The 16,655-nt window shown below is 46.5% G+C and carries 12 protein-coding genes; 8 read left to right on the top strand and 4 right to left on the bottom strand.

Going from position 1 to position 16,655, the window contains the following annotated elements; all coding sequences use genetic code 11:
- Positions 1 to 31: 31 nt before the first annotated feature.
- Positions 32 to 484: a DUF1569 domain-containing protein gene (locus KE626_RS21385; protein WP_211975000.1), complete on the bottom strand. Its 453-nt coding sequence runs from the start codon at positions 482 to 484 to the stop codon at positions 32 to 34.
- Positions 485 to 618: 134 nt separating this feature from the next.
- On the opposite strand from KE626_RS21385, the gene KE626_RS21380 reads away from it, so the two are divergent.
- Complete coding sequence (locus tag KE626_RS21380) at positions 619 to 1,605, top strand: GlxA family transcriptional regulator (RefSeq protein WP_211974998.1); 987 nt, start codon at positions 619 to 621, stop codon at positions 1,603 to 1,605.
- A 7-nt stretch (positions 1,606 to 1,612) separates the two neighbouring features.
- Here the strand turns inward: KE626_RS21380 and KE626_RS21375 are convergent, their stop codons facing one another.
- The 3 genes from KE626_RS21375 to KE626_RS21365 form a co-directional block, all read right to left on the bottom strand.
- Positions 1,613 to 2,767, bottom strand: a complete 1,155-nt coding sequence (locus KE626_RS21375; RefSeq protein ID WP_211974996.1) for a tetratricopeptide repeat protein — start codon at positions 2,765 to 2,767, stop codon at positions 1,613 to 1,615.
- Positions 2,768 to 2,813: 46 nt separating this feature from the next.
- The gene (locus tag KE626_RS21370; RefSeq protein ID WP_211974995.1) at positions 2,814 to 3,731 is read right to left on the bottom strand and encodes a helix-turn-helix domain-containing protein; all 918 of its coding nucleotides are present in this window, start codon (positions 3,729 to 3,731) and stop codon (positions 2,814 to 2,816) included.
- A gap of 84 nt (positions 3,732 to 3,815) precedes the next feature.
- The gene (locus KE626_RS21365) at positions 3,816 to 4,721 is read right to left on the bottom strand and encodes an NmrA family NAD(P)-binding protein (RefSeq protein WP_211974994.1); all 906 of its coding nucleotides are present in this window, start codon (positions 4,719 to 4,721) and stop codon (positions 3,816 to 3,818) included.
- Positions 4,722 to 4,914: 193 nt separating this feature from the next.
- Here KE626_RS21365 and KE626_RS21360 point away from each other — a divergent pair, with 193 nt between their 5' ends.
- The 7 genes from KE626_RS21360 to KE626_RS21330 all read left to right on the top strand — a co-directional run bounded on the left by KE626_RS21360 (position 4,915) and on the right by KE626_RS21330 (position 16,655).
- Positions 4,915 to 5,697 (top strand): helix-turn-helix domain-containing protein, encoded by a 783-nt coding sequence (locus tag KE626_RS21360; protein ID WP_211974991.1) that lies wholly within the window; start codon positions 4,915 to 4,917, stop codon positions 5,695 to 5,697.
- Positions 5,698 to 5,791: 94 nt separating this feature from the next.
- On the top strand, positions 5,792 to 6,604 hold the full coding sequence (locus KE626_RS21355; protein WP_211974989.1) for an alpha/beta fold hydrolase: 813 nt from the start codon (positions 5,792 to 5,794) through the stop codon (positions 6,602 to 6,604).
- 577 nt (positions 6,605 to 7,181) lie between these two features.
- A complete protein-coding gene (locus tag KE626_RS21350) occupies positions 7,182 to 10,373 on the top strand; it encodes a SusC/RagA family TonB-linked outer membrane protein (RefSeq protein WP_211974987.1) in 3,192 nt (1,063 codons plus the stop codon).
- A 15-nt stretch (positions 10,374 to 10,388) separates the two neighbouring features.
- Complete coding sequence (locus tag KE626_RS21345; RefSeq protein ID WP_249207613.1) at positions 10,389 to 12,278, top strand: RagB/SusD family nutrient uptake outer membrane protein; 1,890 nt, start codon at positions 10,389 to 10,391, stop codon at positions 12,276 to 12,278.
- A gap of 24 nt (positions 12,279 to 12,302) precedes the next feature.
- A complete protein-coding gene (locus KE626_RS21340; protein ID WP_211974985.1) occupies positions 12,303 to 13,484 on the top strand; it encodes a DUF5000 domain-containing lipoprotein in 1,182 nt (393 codons plus the stop codon).
- A gap of 28 nt (positions 13,485 to 13,512) precedes the next feature.
- Positions 13,513 to 14,598, top strand: coding sequence for a DUF4998 domain-containing protein (locus tag KE626_RS21335; protein WP_211974983.1), 1,086 nt, complete (start codon positions 13,513 to 13,515; stop codon positions 14,596 to 14,598).
- A 20-nt stretch (positions 14,599 to 14,618) separates the two neighbouring features.
- Positions 14,619 to 16,655 (top strand): beta-N-acetylhexosaminidase, encoded by a 2,037-nt coding sequence (locus KE626_RS21330; RefSeq protein ID WP_211974980.1) that lies wholly within the window; start codon positions 14,619 to 14,621, stop codon positions 16,653 to 16,655.

Below are 16,655 nucleotides of genomic sequence, written 5' to 3'. Positions count from 1 at the left end.
GGACTTCGCAGGGCGCCGTATAAAGCTGCCGCTACGCGTTAAACTGCCGCAGGTGATGGTCGAAATGCTTATAGGCAAGAATGCCGATTTCGTCTACTTTCATTTTGCCAAAGAAATCGTGTACAAAACCCGGGTTCGAATAATGGGCATATTCAGCTACCTGCTCCATCCAGAGCTTTTTTTCACGTTCTACGTCACCGGTCTTTTCTTTTGAAAAAAAGGCGGATCCTGCGGGCATATTTTTTTTCATTGGACTGTCATCTTTCACCATTCCCTTTAATGCCATTTTACCAAAAATCCACCCCAGTAAGCCCTGTGTATAGTCATATTGTTTCTTTCCCAGGATCCAGTTGTTCCAGATGGTGCAATGCTTTGCCATTTGATAAACACTCATTTTGCCCCACTGTGGAGTGCTTTTGGGAGTGAGAGAATTAATTCTGCCAATCAATTCCTCCCTGGTTGTGTTGTCAAATATTGTCTTCATAACAGTTTGTTTAAGGTTTCTGAAGCAAAATTATGACGGCATCTAAAGGTCATCACTGTGCTAAAGTGACAATGAACAGTGCATTTTGTGCCATTTTTTTTGTGTAGTTTTAACTAAGCAATACCCAAATGGTAATGAAACATATTTCAATTATAATATACGAAGAGGTGTTACCGACGGCGGTTTCCACCACAGCCGCTTTACTGGCCAGCGCAAATGAGGCTGTTGTAAGGAAAGGCCTGCCAGCTCCTTTCCGGATAGAGCTGGTGGGGGTGCGGCTTAAAACTGTGCAGCTGAATATGCCTATACGGTTTGACTGCAGCAAAACGCTTGCTGATGAATTTGACACAGATATCGTTATCATTCCGCCAATGGGTACCGATCCGGCAGGTATCGACTCCCTGCTCAGCAAAAACCGGGAACTCATCGGCTGGGTAAAAGATAAATATGATAAAGAAGCGGAGATCATCAGTCTCTGCACCGGAACTTATTTCCTGGCAGAATGCGGCCTGTTAAATGGAATGCCGGCTACCTCTCACTGGGGCGCCATTGAAGACCTGCAGCAACGATATCCCTTAATCGATTTTAAGGCGGAACATGTGGTTACCCATTCCAAAGCTATTATAACCGGTGGGGGAGGGTTTTCAGCTTTAAATGCGCTGCTGTATTTTATAGAAACACACTGTGGTAAAGACATTGCAGTAGAGCTGAGCAAATACTACGCGCTGGACTACGGCCGAACCTCCCAAAATATTTTCACCATCTTTTCAGGACGCCGCCAACACAATGATGATGACATACACAAAGCACAAAGTTATATTGAGAAGAAGTTTGAATCAGATATTTCTGTGGAGCAAATTGCCAGGGAAGTAAATATGAGCAAACGGAATTTTATCCGCCGGTTCAAGAGCGCCACCTCGTTAAGCCCCATAGAATTTATTCAGCGCATAAAAGTAGAAGCCGCAAAAAAAGCGTTTGAATCCGGAGAAACCAATATTGCAGCAATTACTTATAGTGTGGGTTATAACGACCTGAAAACATTCAGGACGGTATTTAAAAGAATCACCGGTTCTACGCCGGTGGAATACAGGAATAAGTACAGGACCAGGACGGTGGCTTAGGCAGCGGTTATTTTGCATCACAAAACTCCCGCCTGGCATCCAGGATCATTTTACCGTTGTCGCCCAAAAATATAGCTTGTTTTAAATCAGCACAGATAATCACCCGTTCGTTTGCAGGGATATCCGGGACATCCTTGGATGCTATAACAGTTACGTCCCTATTTCCGGACAATTTTCTGCCGCTGCCCAACTGGTATTTCCTTATTCGCGCAAAAGCCCTGTTGGACAAGGCTCTTTCAAAATAGGGTTCAAATACCAGGGCCTTGTTGAAGTCAAGGATAGCTTCGTCAAACAGGAAGTTGTTTAACTTCATAGTACCCCTCGCAAAATAAGCCTCGGCATAGGTACTATCAAGATCTATGGCTTTTGAATAATTTTTGATGGCCGCTTTATAGTCGCCTTCCTTATAGGAAGCATGCCCCTTGGTCATCATTTGCTCTATCTTCTCCAGGCGTTTATCAGCCGTGATGGTCCCGTTTTTTGCGATCTCAACCGCCCGTACCTGACCGGTGGAATAGTAGACGGTTGTTTCACCATCCATTGTTCCATCCCTGAAAGAACTCCGTTGTCTTACCTGTCCGTTAGGAAAATACATTTCCCAAACGCCGGTTTCTTTTCCGTTTACAAATTCTCCTTTCTGTTTTAGTACTCCATTTTCGTAGTATTCTTTTTCGGTACCATTTTGGATTCCGTTGACATAATAATTTTCTGCTGATACCAGGCCATTTGAGTAATATTTCGTTAGAAGCCCTTCTGCTTTCCCGTTTTGAAAAGCTCCCTCATGTTGTTTTCGTCCGCTATAATAATAGTCTATGAACTTGCCGCTGTAAAGATTACCGTGGAAATACCATACTCCATTCTTTCTTTCCATTTGTTTTAGAGACGGAATATTTTTCGTGTCGTCAGACCGGGTACGATAGGCTTTTGTAAAAATGAAAATGGCTCCGGCAAATTTATCGTAGCCCAGGGCATTCAGGGAGTCCCTGTTTTTAATAACGGTAATATCAGCTACGTCTGCTTCTATAACCTGGTTATCTTCTTCAGGGTCCTCTATTACCGGGATAGAGTCAACAATGTACATGATAGCTTCCCTGGTATTTTGCGCAACGGAATAAAGGCTGCAGGCAAGGAATAAAACCAATAAAAAAACAATTTTTTTCATGGTATGGAATTGGGTTGTGCTAAAAGTAAGCTATTATAGGCAACTATCAATTAAACGACCTCCGGAACTCCAACGGCGAAAGACTGGTTTTACTTTTAAATAACTTACTGAAAGACTGGGAGTGCTCAAACCCTAATTCATAAGCAATCTCACTGACAGATAACGTTGTAACAGATAATTTCTCCTTGGCTTTTTCAATCAGTTTATCATGAATCTGTTGCTGAACAGTTTGCCCGGTTAATACCTTTAACAGGCTGCTTAAATATTTAGGCGACAGGTTTAGTGCGCCGGCAATATGCTGCACAGTGGGTAATCCGTTTTTTACCAGGTCGTCGCTGTTGAAAGCAGCTGTCAGCAAATCTTCCAGCTGATCGAGGATTTTATGATTGGAAATTTTCCTGGTGATGAACTGGCGGTGATAATATCTCTCCGAGTAGTTCAACAGTGTTTCTATCTGCGAAATGATGATTTGCTGGCTGAATTTATCAATGTTGGAATGATATTCCTGCCGGATGTTTTCAATAACATTGTTAAGCGTGAGTTCCTCTTTTTCGGAAAGAAATAATGCCTCGCTGACCGAATAGTCAAAATATTTATACTGCCTGATAGTCTTTGCCAGGGAAGTATTCCACAAAAAATCGGGATGAACCAGCAGCATCCATCCGGAACGTTCTTCTGTTGTTTTTGCATCCGTTTCAATCCTGAAAACCTGGTTGGGCGCCATGAAAAACATCACTCCTTCATCAAAATCATATTGCTGTTGTCCATACAGCATTTTTCCGCCTATCCCGCGTTTTATCGAGATGGAATAGAAGTCAAATATACAGCTGGACTTGGCTCCTGGCCTATGTTTGATAGCAGCATAATCCACCACGCTGATGAGTGGATGTTCCGGCTTCGGCAAACCCCGGAGCTGATGAAATTCGCTGATCGTTTTAATTCGGTGTGGTGTTATATCTGCCATAGTGTTTTAAATCTGTTGAGGAACCAGGTGTGCAGATGCATATGATTCCTCAACAGGTTTGTTTCCAGGGTGAAGGTAACTATTTTACTGTTGATGATAAACTGCGGCAAATTCCTTTACAAACTCAGTAAATCTGACCTCGCCTAATACCGGTTTGTTCCGGTAAAAATCTTCATACAAAACACCGGAATGCATGGCAGCCTGCATTTCTGCAAAGCCTTGTGCTACCTGGGCGTTCATCCCGATTGCCAGCCAGTTATCCAGTAATTCATCGTCGGGAATCACCGACCATTTTAAGTCAGGTTTGCCGATAGCGGCGCCCAGCAAAGAGGCGATCTCATTCGGTGATACTTCATCGCTGGCTACGTAACGGATTTTTCTTCCCTCAAAAGGTGTCGAAATTTCTTCGGCAATGACGGTTGCAATATCTACCGGTGAAACCCAGGGATGTTTTTTATCGCCGCCGTAGTTCTCCGCAATAGCGCCCTGACCTTTGATGCTGCGCATAAACGCGAAGAAATTAGTGTAGAATCCTACCGGACGGATAAATTTAATGGATACATCTTCCGGCAGTTGCTTCAAAATCTGCTCTACATTGTAATGGAAAGCAAGAATACCGTTGCCTTTGTCCATATGCGCACCCACGCTGCTGAGATGTACCACCTGTTTCACGCCCGAGGCTTCGATGGCCTGTTTGTAGTTGTACCCGATCTCCGTGATAGTGCCGATGAAATCAAGATCTTTGTTAAAGAAGCCGCCAACGGCATCGAGCGTTTCCATTAAATACACGATATCTGCTCCCCGGAAAGCAGCCGATAAAAAGTGAGCGTCCTGCATAGTGCCAATGGCAGCCTTTGCACCTAAAGCCTCGATATCTTTTTGTCTTTCGGCGTTGCTGCTGATAACGGTAACCGAATGTCCTTTTTTTACCAGCTCTTGTGTGAGCGGTTTCCCAATATGCCCTAACGAGCCTGTAAGTACGATGTTCATATATTGTTTTTCTGTTGATGCAAAAGTCCACCACAAACAGAAAACGGGTGTAACCAAAGCACGCTTTGTTGTAGTCAAAAGGAGGAAAAAGGAATAATAGCAGCTGCTGCCATTTGTGATTAAGCGGGAAGCTGTTCCTGAAATACCCTATATTGAGAGATCCCGGGGCATGCGGGTAAACAAAAATATTTGCTTGGTTAAACATGAAATCATAGCGCCAGGAGCAACATTAAGTTCTTATATCCGGTACTTCTGGACATTGGAGGTAGCGCGTAAAACTACCGTTGAATTGCCGGTGCGGACATTCGTAGATGACTCCCCGGGAGCAGTGATCGAATTTTCAACAGGCAGGCAGGAGTTTTATCCAAGGAGATCCATGCTATATGGACAAACAACTTCACCCACAAAAAATACAGACAATCCCTCGTTTCTCGCAATAGGGGTACTTTTCCAGCCATGGGCCATAAAAGAGTTATTTGGCATCAATGCCCACGAATTAACCAATCAAAGAATTCGCTTGGATGAATTTCTGCGGATGCCTTTTACCGAAATTATTTCATCAAAAAAAACCATACCGGATATTATAAAAGTGCTATCACATTACCTGGCAGGGATGGCTGATGTAAGCAACCAGGATGCCCTGATACGGCATTGTATCCGGTACATAAAAACAGGCGTGGCAACAATAACTGTTAAGGAGCTATGCGATTGCTACCGCCTTTCAGAAAGACAATTGGAGAGAAGGTTTTTGTCGGCCATAGGCGTTACACCCAGACACTATATCAAAACAGCCCGTTTCAAGGCCGCTATCGGGATGATGGCTGACCGGTCGTTCGATAAACTATCGGACATCGCCTACCGGTTAAATTATTTTGACCAGGCGCATTTCATCAGGCAGGTGAAAGACCTTTCCGGTTTGACTCCCGGGCTATTGCAAAGCCGGTTACATACAACGGTGGCAAACATCATCCTGTAACCACTGGTCATTGTCGGAAACTTACAATTATCGATAGCAGATGGCAGGTATTTTTGCAGGAGATATTACTGATTGATAAAAGTAAACTGACAAGATGTACAATGATAGCATCAGGAATTTAATGCTCCCGGCACTCGCCACGCTATTGCTCATGCTGAACGAATCCTGTAACATCATGAAGCAACGACCCAAAGATACATTTGTATTGGTACACGGCGGCTTTCATGGAGCCTGGTGTTGGGATAAGCTAAAACCGCTAATGGAGAAGAAGGGCTTCAGGGTGATCACTCCCGATCATACTGGGCAAGGGAAGGAATTGTATCATTATACAGATAACATTGGCGCCCTGCTCGAAAAGCAGGAGCGGCCGGTCATGTTGCTTGGTCATAGCTCCGGTGGAATGGTGATTACTGAACTGGCGAAAAAATATCCCGGCAAAATAAAAGGCCTGATCTATTTGTCAGCATTCCTCTTACCGGAAGGGATGTCTCCACCGGAAATTATGCGGAATGATACGGTATCACTGATGTCATCTTCGTTAATAACGGATGAAAGCAATGGCACAATATCAGTCGATAAAAAGAAGGCAAAGCAGTTGTTTTATGCAGATTGTGAAGATGCGATAGCACAATGGGCGATTGACAGACTAAGCCCGGAGCCGGTTGTGCCCATGGGCAACAAAAAGCCGGGTCAAAAGAATATGGTATCCCCGCAGCCGATACCCCGGTTTTATATTGAGACGCTGAACGATAACGCCCTGGGGATCAGCAGTCAACGGCATATGCAGACGCTCTCTTCCTGTGATAAAATATATACACTCAGCAGCGGGCATTCACCGTTTTTGTCGCAACCCGCTAAACTGGCCACCGTATTGACTGAAATAAGTGACTTCATTAATGAGAAATAATATTAGTTAAAAAATGAGATAGTCGTCCGGATATGAAAACTGCCCCAAACACGAGGTACCTGCCGGAACAGGATGGGGCAGGATGCCGGAAACAAATTTGTTTTTTAATTTGCTATCACTTTCTGAGAAGAAAGTATCTGAAAAGCCGAAGATTATACAGTGAACAATCATAGTTGCAGCAATAAAGGGAAATAGTATTGCAGAGATCCCCGAGTTTCCTTTGTTGCTTCAGCTACGACGCTATGCTGTACGGACTGTTTCAGTTTCACGTTTTTAGTACAACCAAAAATGTAGCGAAAGATTTACACGCAATTGGTATGCGGTGAAATGATCGTGTAATACCACTTCCACATTAGCAAATCAGGTATTTCTACATCTTGTCGTCGATGTTGACAGCAGGTGGCTTCCCTATGACCGGAACCGCCGGTGATCAGCTATTCCGGCAGCAGATGGATCGGATGCCGGATATTTTTATAATAAGATCAACTGAAATCCACAAACGCTTCAACAGCCCGGTATCTTCGAAACAGTAGCACCACATTTATCCATCTCATCAAATTGTAATTAGCGCTGCGCTATGAAAAATTCTACGTACTGGAAAACACGTTATTTTCTTTCACCACTCCTGCATAGACTATGCAACAAACGACTTTTTCTCGTGCCTGTCATGTTGTTGTGCTGCACCCTGTTATCGGCGCAACAACCCATTTTCATCTCCGGGGTCGTTGTATCTGCCGACGATAACTCCCTTATCCCGGGTGTAACGGTGCAGGTAAAAGGCTCCAATAAAGGCGCCACTACCAATGAAAAAGGAAAGTATTTTCTCGAGGCGAAAGCGGGCGACTCCCTGGTATTCCGCTATATCGGCTTTATAGAAAAGCGCGTAAAAGTAGGTAACCAGCAAACCATCAACATCAGCCTGCAATCTATCTCCAGTCAGCTGAAAGACGTAGTGGTGGTGGCCTTTGGTACCAAGAAAAAAAGTGATATGGTGGGATCTGTTACCACCATCCGCCCTTCGGATCTTAAAGTCCCTTCCAGCAATCTCACTACGGCGCTGGCCGGCCGCGCTGCCGGTGTCATTGCATTTCAGCGCAGCGGAGAACCCGGCCAGGATAATGCGCAGTTCTTTATCCGAGGTGTTACCACCTTCGGATACAAAAAAGATCCGCTGATCCTGATCGATGGCGTGGAACTCACCACTACTGATCTTGCCCGCCTGCAGGTGGATGATATCGCCAGTTTTTCTATTTTGAAAGATGCCAGCGCCACAGCCCTGTACGGCTCAAGAGCCGCTAACGGCGTAATACTCGTTACTACCAAATCGGGCGCCGTAGGCAAGGCGCATCTCTCGTTCAGGATAGAAAACTCCTTATCGGCCCCCACCAAAAATATAGAGCTGGCCGACCCGGTTACCTATATGAAGCTGGCCAACGAAGCAGTACTCACCCGCGACCCGCTCGGCGCATTGCCCTACAGCGATCAGAAAATAGATAACACCATCGCAGGTACTAACCCCACCGCCTATCCGGCGAACGACTGGCGCAAACAACTGTTTAAAGATAATACCATGAATCAGCGCCTAAACCTCAGCATCAGCGGCGGTGGCGGTGTTGCCAGGTATTATGTATCCGGCGCCTACAACCGCGACAATGGCCTGATGAAGGTAGACCGGCGAAATAACTTCAATAACAATATCCGTTTAAACAGTTATAGTCTTCGCTCCAATGTAAATGTCAACTTAACAAATACTACGGAAATGGTAGTACGCTTAAGTGGTAGTTTTGATGACTACAGCGGTCCCCTCGATGGCGGCGCCAGCATGTACCAAAAGGTGATGCGGGCAAATCCCGTACTGTTCCCGGCCTATTACCCGGCAGACGAAGCGCACCGGTTTGTAAAACATATCATGTTCGGCAACTACGAAGAAGGGCAATACATAAATCCCTATGCCGATATGGTAAAAGGATATAAAGATTATTCCAGGTCCCTCATGCTGGCGCAGATAGAGCTGAAACAAAACCTGAAAGCGATTACACCCGGACTGGTGGCCAGTGGTATGGTCAATACCAACCGGACTTCCTATTTTGATGTCAGCAGGTTTTATAATCCTTTCTGGTACGATATGGATGCCTATGATAAGTTAACCAATACCTATTTTATCACCAATACCAACCCTAACGACGGCACGGAATACCTGGGCTACCGGGAAGGTGATAAAACGATCAGCACCTCGTTTTACCTGGAATCGCGCTTAAACTACGACCGCACTTTCGATAAAAGCGGTGTTAGCGGAATGCTGGTATTTATGGCACAGAACCGTTTGAATGCCAACGCCGGCGACCTGCAGCAGTCGCTCCCTTTCAGGAACCTGGGACTGTCAGGCAGGGCTACCTACGATTACGATAAACGCTACTATGCAGAAATCAATTTTGGCTATAACGGGTCCGAACGTTTCGATAAAAACCATCGCTTCGGCTTCTTCCCGTCTGTAGGTATCGCCTGGACGCTCTCCAATGAAAAATTCTTTGACCCGATCAAATTAGTGGTGTCCAATGCCAGGCTCCGCGCTACTTACGGCATTATCGGTAACGACGCCATCGGGTCGCCACAGGACCGCTTCTTTTACCTGTCGAATGTAAACATGAATGATCAAAACCGGCAGGCCACCTTTGGGCGTGATCCGGGAACTTTATACAGCCTGAACGGCATATCCATCTCCCGGTATGCTAACCAGGATATTACCTGGGAAACTTCCAAACAAAAGAATATTGCACTGGAACTGGGACTGTTTAATAAGCTGAATATTACAGCGGAATATTTTTCTCAATACCGCGATCATATCCTGATGACCCGCGCCGCCATCCCGGAAGCCGCAGGTTTTGCCGCTCCCATAAGAGCCAATGTAGGCATCGCTTCCGCCAAAGGCGTGGATATTTCTATGGATTACAAACAGTTCTTTAAAAATGATTTCTGGGCATCTGCTATGGCAAATTTTACCTACGCCAGCAGCAAATACGAAAATTATGAAGAACCAAAGTACAACGAATGGTATCGCTACCATACCGGTTATTCCATCAATCAAACCTTCGGATATATTGCGGAAAAACTATTTGTAGACGATAAGGAAGCCGCCAATTCTCCCAAACAGAACTTTGGCCAGTACGGCGGCGGCGATATCAAATACCTCGATGTAAACAGGGACGGACAAATCACCGAAGCCGATAAAGTACCCATCGGTAATCCTACGGTGCCTGAAATCGTGTACGGCTTTGGCTTTTCTATGGGTTATAAAAACCTGGATATTTCTGCCTTCTTCCAGGGAATGGAAAATGAATCATTCTGGATAGACCCTTCCGCCACTTCGCCATTTGCTTCCTATACCTACCCGGGGGAAATAATATCGGGTAAGCTGCAAAACCAGCTGCTGAAAGCCTATGCGGATGATCATTGGTCGGAAGACAATCAGAATGTACACGCGCTCTGGCCACGGTTAAGTCCCACCGTAAATCAGAACAATGCACAAACCAGCACCTGGTTTATGCGCGATGGCGCTTTCCTGCGCTTAAAACAGGTTGAAATCGGCTATACTTTGCCGGCAAGATGGCAGAAGAAAATGCGGACTTCTACCTGCCGGTTTTATCTCAATGCCACCAATTTATTATCGTTCAGTAAGTTTAATTTATGGGATGTGGAAATGGGCGGAAACGGCCTCGGATACCCGGTGCAACGGGTGTTTAATATTGGACTGAACCTGGGCTTTAATTAACACAAAACAAAAAGAATGATGAAAGATAATAGCATACTAAAGATTTTCATGCTGCTTGTTTTACTGGCATGTAACTCCTGCGCAAAATTCCTGGACGTAGTGCCGGACAATGTAGCCACCCTCGATAATGCCTTCACAACCCGCATTGAAGCAAAGAAATATTTGTTTACCTGTTATTCCTACCTGCCTAAAAATGGCACCCTCGATGATGATCCGGCAATAGTAGGCGGTGATGAGCTTTGGCGCTTCGCCAAGGAATCCGGTTTTTTTAGTATGGCCCAGGGATACCAGAATGTAGTGTCCCCACTGGGCGACAGGTGGTCGTTTTACTTCAGGGCTATCCGCGATTGCAACATCTTCCTGGAAAATATTGGCAAAGTACCGGATCTGGAAGAAAGAGAAAGAAGGAGGTGGGTAGCAGAAGTGGAATTCCTGAAAGGCTATTACAACTTTTACCTGGTGATGATGTACGGGCCAATACCACTCGTGAAAACGAATTTACCGGTCAATGCCGATGGCAGCGAAACAAACCTGTTGCGCGCACCGGTGGATTCCTGTTTTAACTACATCCTCCAGCTGATCAATGGCGCCACCGGCAACCTGCCGCCCACCATCATTGATCCCACCAATGAGCTGGGCCGTGTTACACAACCCATCGCACTGGCGGTAAAGGCCAGGGTAATGGTATACGCTGCCAGCCCATTGTTCAATGGTAACACGGATCAAGCCGGACTTAAAAACCGCGATGGTACACCGCTGTTTAATACTACCTTCTCCAAAGTAAAATGGGATTCTGCTACCGCCGCCTGTAAAGCCGCCATAGCAGCCTGTCACCAGGCAGGCATGAAATTGTATAAGTACCGCCCGGATTTCCAGCAGTTCAATCTTTCTGATACCATCATGACCCAGCTAAGTATCAGGAATAGTTTTTGCGAAAGATGGAACAGCGGCATTATCTGGGCGAATACGCAAACCAATTCCATCGGCTTTCAGCAATTGATCACCTCCTATATTGATCCGCAGAACAGGGATATCACCATTACCCATGGCCAGCTATCGCCGCCATTGCACATGGTGGAATTATTTTATTCCAGCAACGGCGTGCCCATCACGGAAGATAAAACATGGGATTATAATAACCGATATTCCCTGAAAGTAGCGGGTGAAAAAGATAAGCTGTATCTGCGGAAAGATTATACCACCGCCAGTTTGAACTTTAACCGCGAGCCAAGATTTTATGCGGACCTGGGTTTTGATGGTGGTATCTGGTATGGACAAGGACGTTACGATGATAAAAAATACCAGGACCTGTTTTACCTCGAAGCAAAATACAGGCAGCGGAATGGCTTTGGTAAACCGGATTTTGGCACCATCACCGGGTACTACCTGAAAAAAGCCGTACACTATCAGAATGTGATAGGCACCGGCAACGATTACTCCGTTACCTATTATCCATGGCCCATCATGCGCCTCGCAGGTTTATACCTGCTATACGCGGAAGCATTAAATGAATCAGAAGGTCCGGGAGCAGAAGTGTACAACTACGTAAACCTCGTACGCGAACAGGCAGGACTGAAATCCGTGGAATCTTCCTGGAGCACTTATTCCAACAATCCCGCTAAATATACCAGCCCCAAAGGAATGAGGGATATCATTCACCAGGAAACGCTGATTGAACTGGCCTTCGAAGGACAACGGTTCTGGGACCTCCGTCGGTGGAAAGAAGCGCAAACAGTGCTAAACAGGCCGGTTAAAGGATGGGATCTGATACAGGAAACAGCATCGGCTTACTACCGTCCAAAAACAATCTTTAACCAGGCATTCGGACTGAAAAATTATTTCTGGCCTATCAGTGAAGGTACCCTCTCCACCGACAGAAGCCTGGTGCAAAACCTCGGTTGGTAATCATCGGGCATAAAAATAACAAGCATGAAAAAACTACTTTATATCATAGCAGTCATATTAATAACAACCGCCTGCAAAAAGGAAGGCCGGATCGACTATACCGATGGCAACACCCCGGCGCCCGCGCCCATCAGCGAGGTGAAAGTAATGGCCAACCCGGGAGGCGCACTGCTGACCTATAAAATACCCGCAGATCCCAACCTCTCTTATGTGAAAGCGGTTTACGAAATACGCGAAGGAGTTTTCCGCGAAGCCAAAGCGTCTTACTATACCGATACCATCCGCCTGGTAGGATTTGGTGATACGCTGGTGCATAATGTACAGCTATTCAGCGTGGGCAAAAATGAAAAAGCATCTTCCCCGGTAGCGGTTAAAGTACAGCCGCTGCGGCCCCCGGTTCAGTCCACCTTCGCTTCCATTACCATGGAGGCTACCTTTGGCGGCGTGCAGATCGCTTTTAAAAATGACGCGAAAGATAATCTGTCCATTACGGTTATGCTCGACTCTACCGGGCAAAACACCTGGACTACCGTCAATACTTTTTATACCGGCGCTCCCCTGGGGAACTACTCCGTACGCGGGTTTGACATTACGGTAAGAAAGTTTGCCGTATTCGTGAGGGACCGGTGGAGTAATAAATCTGACACATTGATCAAAACACTGAAACCGATTTACGAAGCACCGATACCTAAAAATACCTGGTCGGCGCTGCGCCTTCCTACCGATACCTGGGTACCGGCAGAGGCCTACACCATTGAGCATTTGTGGGATAATAATATCCAGGGATATGGCAGCATATTCGCTTCCACCAATTCTTCTATACTGCCCCAGTGGTTTACGCTGGACCTGGGGAAGAAAGTGGTGCTGAGCCGTATCGTGGAGCACCAGATCTCATCGGGTCACTTCTATGCAGGTTCCGCGGTGAAGAAATTTGAACTCTGGGGATCGAATGATCCAAGTCCTGATGGCAGCTGGGATCATTGGGAGTTGTTGGGTTCTTTTAACTCATTCAAACCATCCGGTTTGCCATTAGGACAAACGAGCGCGGAAGATCTCGATTACGCCTGGTTTAAGGGAGAAGATTTTTCCTTTGACCGCCTGTTGCCGGCGGTGCGGTTTATCCGTTTTAAAACGCTGGAAACTTACAGCATGTCCGGACAGATAGTAATAGCAGAGCTGGACCTGTGGGGGCAGGAAGCTCCCTGATATTTTTTGAAATTTTAAAAAGAAAAAAATGCGGAATATATTTTATCTTTTTGTACTGATTGTTTTCCTGTGGGCCTGTAAGAAAATGGACAGCACCTACAAACAGTTTGTAGTGCCGGATGGGATTGTTTATACCGGGAAAGCCAATATGCCGGTGGTACATGCCGGCCGGAACAGGGCTAAAATTTCCTGGCTGCGGGGTTCAGACCCAAATCTCGCTGCCGCCAGAATTTACTGGAATAATTTTACAGATTCTGCCGATGTGCCCATTCCACCCAAAGGAGATACCATCACGTATATGATTAATAATTTACCGGAAAAGAGTTATTCTTTCGTCATCAAAACTTTTGATGGAAAAGGGCATACGTCCGTGCCGGTGGAGTTATTTGGCGCCAGTTATGGAGATGTATATCAGTCCAGCTTATTAAGCCGCCCGGTAGACGAAAGCATATTGTATACAGATTCAGTATCGCTGAAATGGGGCGGCGCGGATATTTCCAATGGGGCATATGCCACCGAAGTGAAATATACCAGCCTGTCAGGAAATGAACGGGTACTGCGGTTTCCGGCCAGTGCCGCTACCTCCGGTATCACAGACATGAAACCAGGCACCACCTGCCAGTATCGGACCCTGTTTCTGCCTGATTCGTTAAGCATAGATACTTTTTATACGAGCTATGCTACCAGCAAGCCTTTTTTATTCAGTCCAACAAACTGGCAGATCATCGCTTTCTCCAGTCAGCATCCCGGTGATGAAAACCTCGTAACCAATGTGATCGATGGAAAACCCGGTACGCGCTGGCATGCATGGGTGGGTAACTCTTCCTACCCGCATTTCTTCGTGGTAGACATGGGCGTGCAACATATGATCACTTCGTTTACGCTGTACCGGAAAACCGACGACGACCGCGCCTGTGATACATTTCAGTTGCTGACCAGCATCGATAATATTAGTTGGACAGATGCCGGCGTCTTCAATTTTAACCGGACTATCAACGATGGGCAGTCTTATGATATACCCGCCCATCCGAAGGCGAGATACTTCAAATTCATTGGCCTCACAGGCCCTCAGTCTTATATCGTGCTGGGAGATATCAGTGCCTATGGCTTCTGAGGTGATACTAAAACAAGTTTATGCTGTTAATCTGTTACAGAAGGAACAAAAGATGGTTAATAACGATGATCGTTTGGCTGTTGTCAGTAAATGCGCCGTTGTATGCCCGGCAGCCCTCGCTCATTCCCCTGCCACGAACCGTAAAGTGGAGCGACAGCCGTTTTTTGCTGGATCGCTGCAAAACGATTGTGGTGACTGATAGCATATTGCAAAAAGAAGCACAGGGTTTAAGAGAGATGTTAACAGCAAAAGGTTTTAATACCAACATCCGGCAACAAGCCGTTGCCACTAACGCCATCGTGTTGAAGCTGGGAAAAGTACCTGCATCTTATTTGCCGGAAGAAGCCTATCAACTGCAGGTTACCGCGAAACAGGTACTTATTGTCGCCAATACGCCGCATGGTATTTTTAACGGGCTGCAAACGCTGTATCAGTTGATAAACGGATCATGGGTGGCGGGTTGTAATGTGCTGGATTATCCCGCTTATGCCTGGCGCGGATATATGGTAGATGTTGGACGTAACTACCAGTCGCTCATACAGCTGAAACAACAGATAGATATCATGAGCCGCTATAAGCTCAACATCTTTCATTTCCATTTAACAGAAGATGTGGCCTGGCGCCTCCAGGTACAGCGCTATCCCGCGCTCACTGCGCCGGAGCATATGGCCCGGAACAAAGGGCAATACTACCGTATTGCAGAGATGAAAGATCTTATTCAATATTGTAAAGCGCGGTATATCACGCTGGTACCGGAGCTGGATATTCCCGGTCATAGCAGCGCATTTAAAAGGGCTACTGGCGAGGATATGCAAAGCCCGAAAGGTAGCCGGATAGTATTGGATATTATCAACGAAGTATGCAGCACGTATGATCTCCCGTTTTTACATATCGGTGCGGATGAGGTAGAGATTACCAATAAACAGCTGTTGCCCGATGTATCAGCTGCGATCCGGCAACATCATATGGAAGTGATCACCTGGGCGCCGGGCGGGGTTGGCACAGGCAGCACCATCCGGCAATTGTGGAAGAAAGAACCGCTGGCCGGCCAACAGGTAAAGTATATTGATTCCCGTTTCCTCTACCTGAGTGACTATGATCCGCTCAATAGCGTGGTCACCATTTTTAACCGGCAAATAGGTAGTGAAGAAAAAGGTAATGCACATCTGCTTGGAGGAGAAATTTGTTTGTGGAGCGATCGCAGGGTGGCCAGGGAAACCGATCTGCTGCAGATGACAGCGGTATACCCGTCTATGCTCGCCTTTGCGGAACGCAGCTGGCGGGGAGGTGGGAATGAGGGCGTTGTTTTTTTCCTGGGCAACGACAGCTCCGCAAGGGCAAAAGATTTTGCCCGGTTTGAAAAACGGCTGATCGATCATAAGCGTCGTTATTTTTCAACGTTGCCATTTCAATATGTAAAACAAACCAACATCCACTGGAAGCTGTTTGGCCCGTTTGAAAACAACGGCGCACTCGATACCCGTTTCTGGCCGGAGACCGCAGTTGCTTCCCTGCAGGATTCTATAGGCAGCATCCGCGCCACCGGTGGCACCATCTGGCTATGGCATACCCATGGCCCCGGCGGAGTGGACAGTGTGAAAGCCTGGTTGCCGGCGCCAGGGGAGCGTACCACCTGGTACGCTTTTACCCGGTTCTGGAGTAACAGCGATACTACCATGACTATGTTTACCGAGTTAAAAGATCTCTCCAGGTCGGGTGCTGATGCTACGCCACCTGCAGGGGAGTGGGATTATATGAAAAGCAGGATATGGCTGAATGAAACGCTGCTACCGCCACCGGCATGGGCGTTTCCGGGTAGGGAAGTGGGCCGGTTGGAGGATCCGCTGATTGATGAAGGTTTCTCCTACCGGCCACCTGCCCTGGTGTCCGTTAGGAAAGGCTGGAACAGCGTGCTGGTGAAACTGCCGGTAGATCGTTTTGATCCACTGAAAGACTGGCAACTGCCGCCCAAACTGATGTTTACACTGATACCGGTGCATAAAGAGGAAGGGATGAACTGGTATGAAACAAACATGCTTTTTGAACCCGGTAAATGA

The organism is Chitinophaga hostae, assembly GCF_018224885.1.
In the GTDB taxonomy this organism is placed as follows: domain Bacteria; phylum Bacteroidota; class Bacteroidia; order Chitinophagales; family Chitinophagaceae; genus Chitinophaga; species Chitinophaga hostae.
Note: the sequence above shows the minus strand (reverse complement) of the source record. Positions and strands in the feature narration are given on the sequence as shown.

Excerpts from the sequence above, each read along its gene's own strand:
- KE626_RS21385 (WP_211975000.1), bottom strand. The coding sequence starts at position 484 with ATGAAGACAATATTTGACAACACAACCAGGGAGGAATTGATTGGCAGA.
- KE626_RS21380 (WP_211974998.1), top strand. The coding sequence starts at position 619 with ATGAAACATATTTCAATTATAATATACGAAGAGGTGTTACCGACGGCG.
- KE626_RS21375 (WP_211974996.1), bottom strand. The coding sequence starts at position 2,767 with ATGAAAAAAATTGTTTTTTTATTGGTTTTATTCCTTGCCTGCAGCCTT.
- KE626_RS21370 (WP_211974995.1), bottom strand. The coding sequence starts at position 3,731 with ATGGCAGATATAACACCACACCGAATTAAAACGATCAGCGAATTTCAT.
- KE626_RS21365 (WP_211974994.1), bottom strand. The coding sequence starts at position 4,721 with ATGAACATCGTACTTACAGGCTCGTTAGGGCATATTGGGAAACCGCTC.
- KE626_RS21355 (WP_211974989.1), top strand. The coding sequence starts at position 5,792 with ATGTACAATGATAGCATCAGGAATTTAATGCTCCCGGCACTCGCCACG.
- KE626_RS21350 (WP_211974987.1), top strand. The coding sequence starts at position 7,182 with ATGAAAAATTCTACGTACTGGAAAACACGTTATTTTCTTTCACCACTC.
- KE626_RS21345 (WP_249207613.1), top strand. The coding sequence starts at position 10,389 with ATGATGAAAGATAATAGCATACTAAAGATTTTCATGCTGCTTGTTTTA.
- KE626_RS21340 (WP_211974985.1), top strand. The coding sequence starts at position 12,303 with ATGAAAAAACTACTTTATATCATAGCAGTCATATTAATAACAACCGCC.
- KE626_RS21335 (WP_211974983.1), top strand. The coding sequence starts at position 13,513 with ATGCGGAATATATTTTATCTTTTTGTACTGATTGTTTTCCTGTGGGCC.
- KE626_RS21330 (WP_211974980.1), top strand. The coding sequence starts at position 14,619 with ATGCTGTTAATCTGTTACAGAAGGAACAAAAGATGGTTAATAACGATG.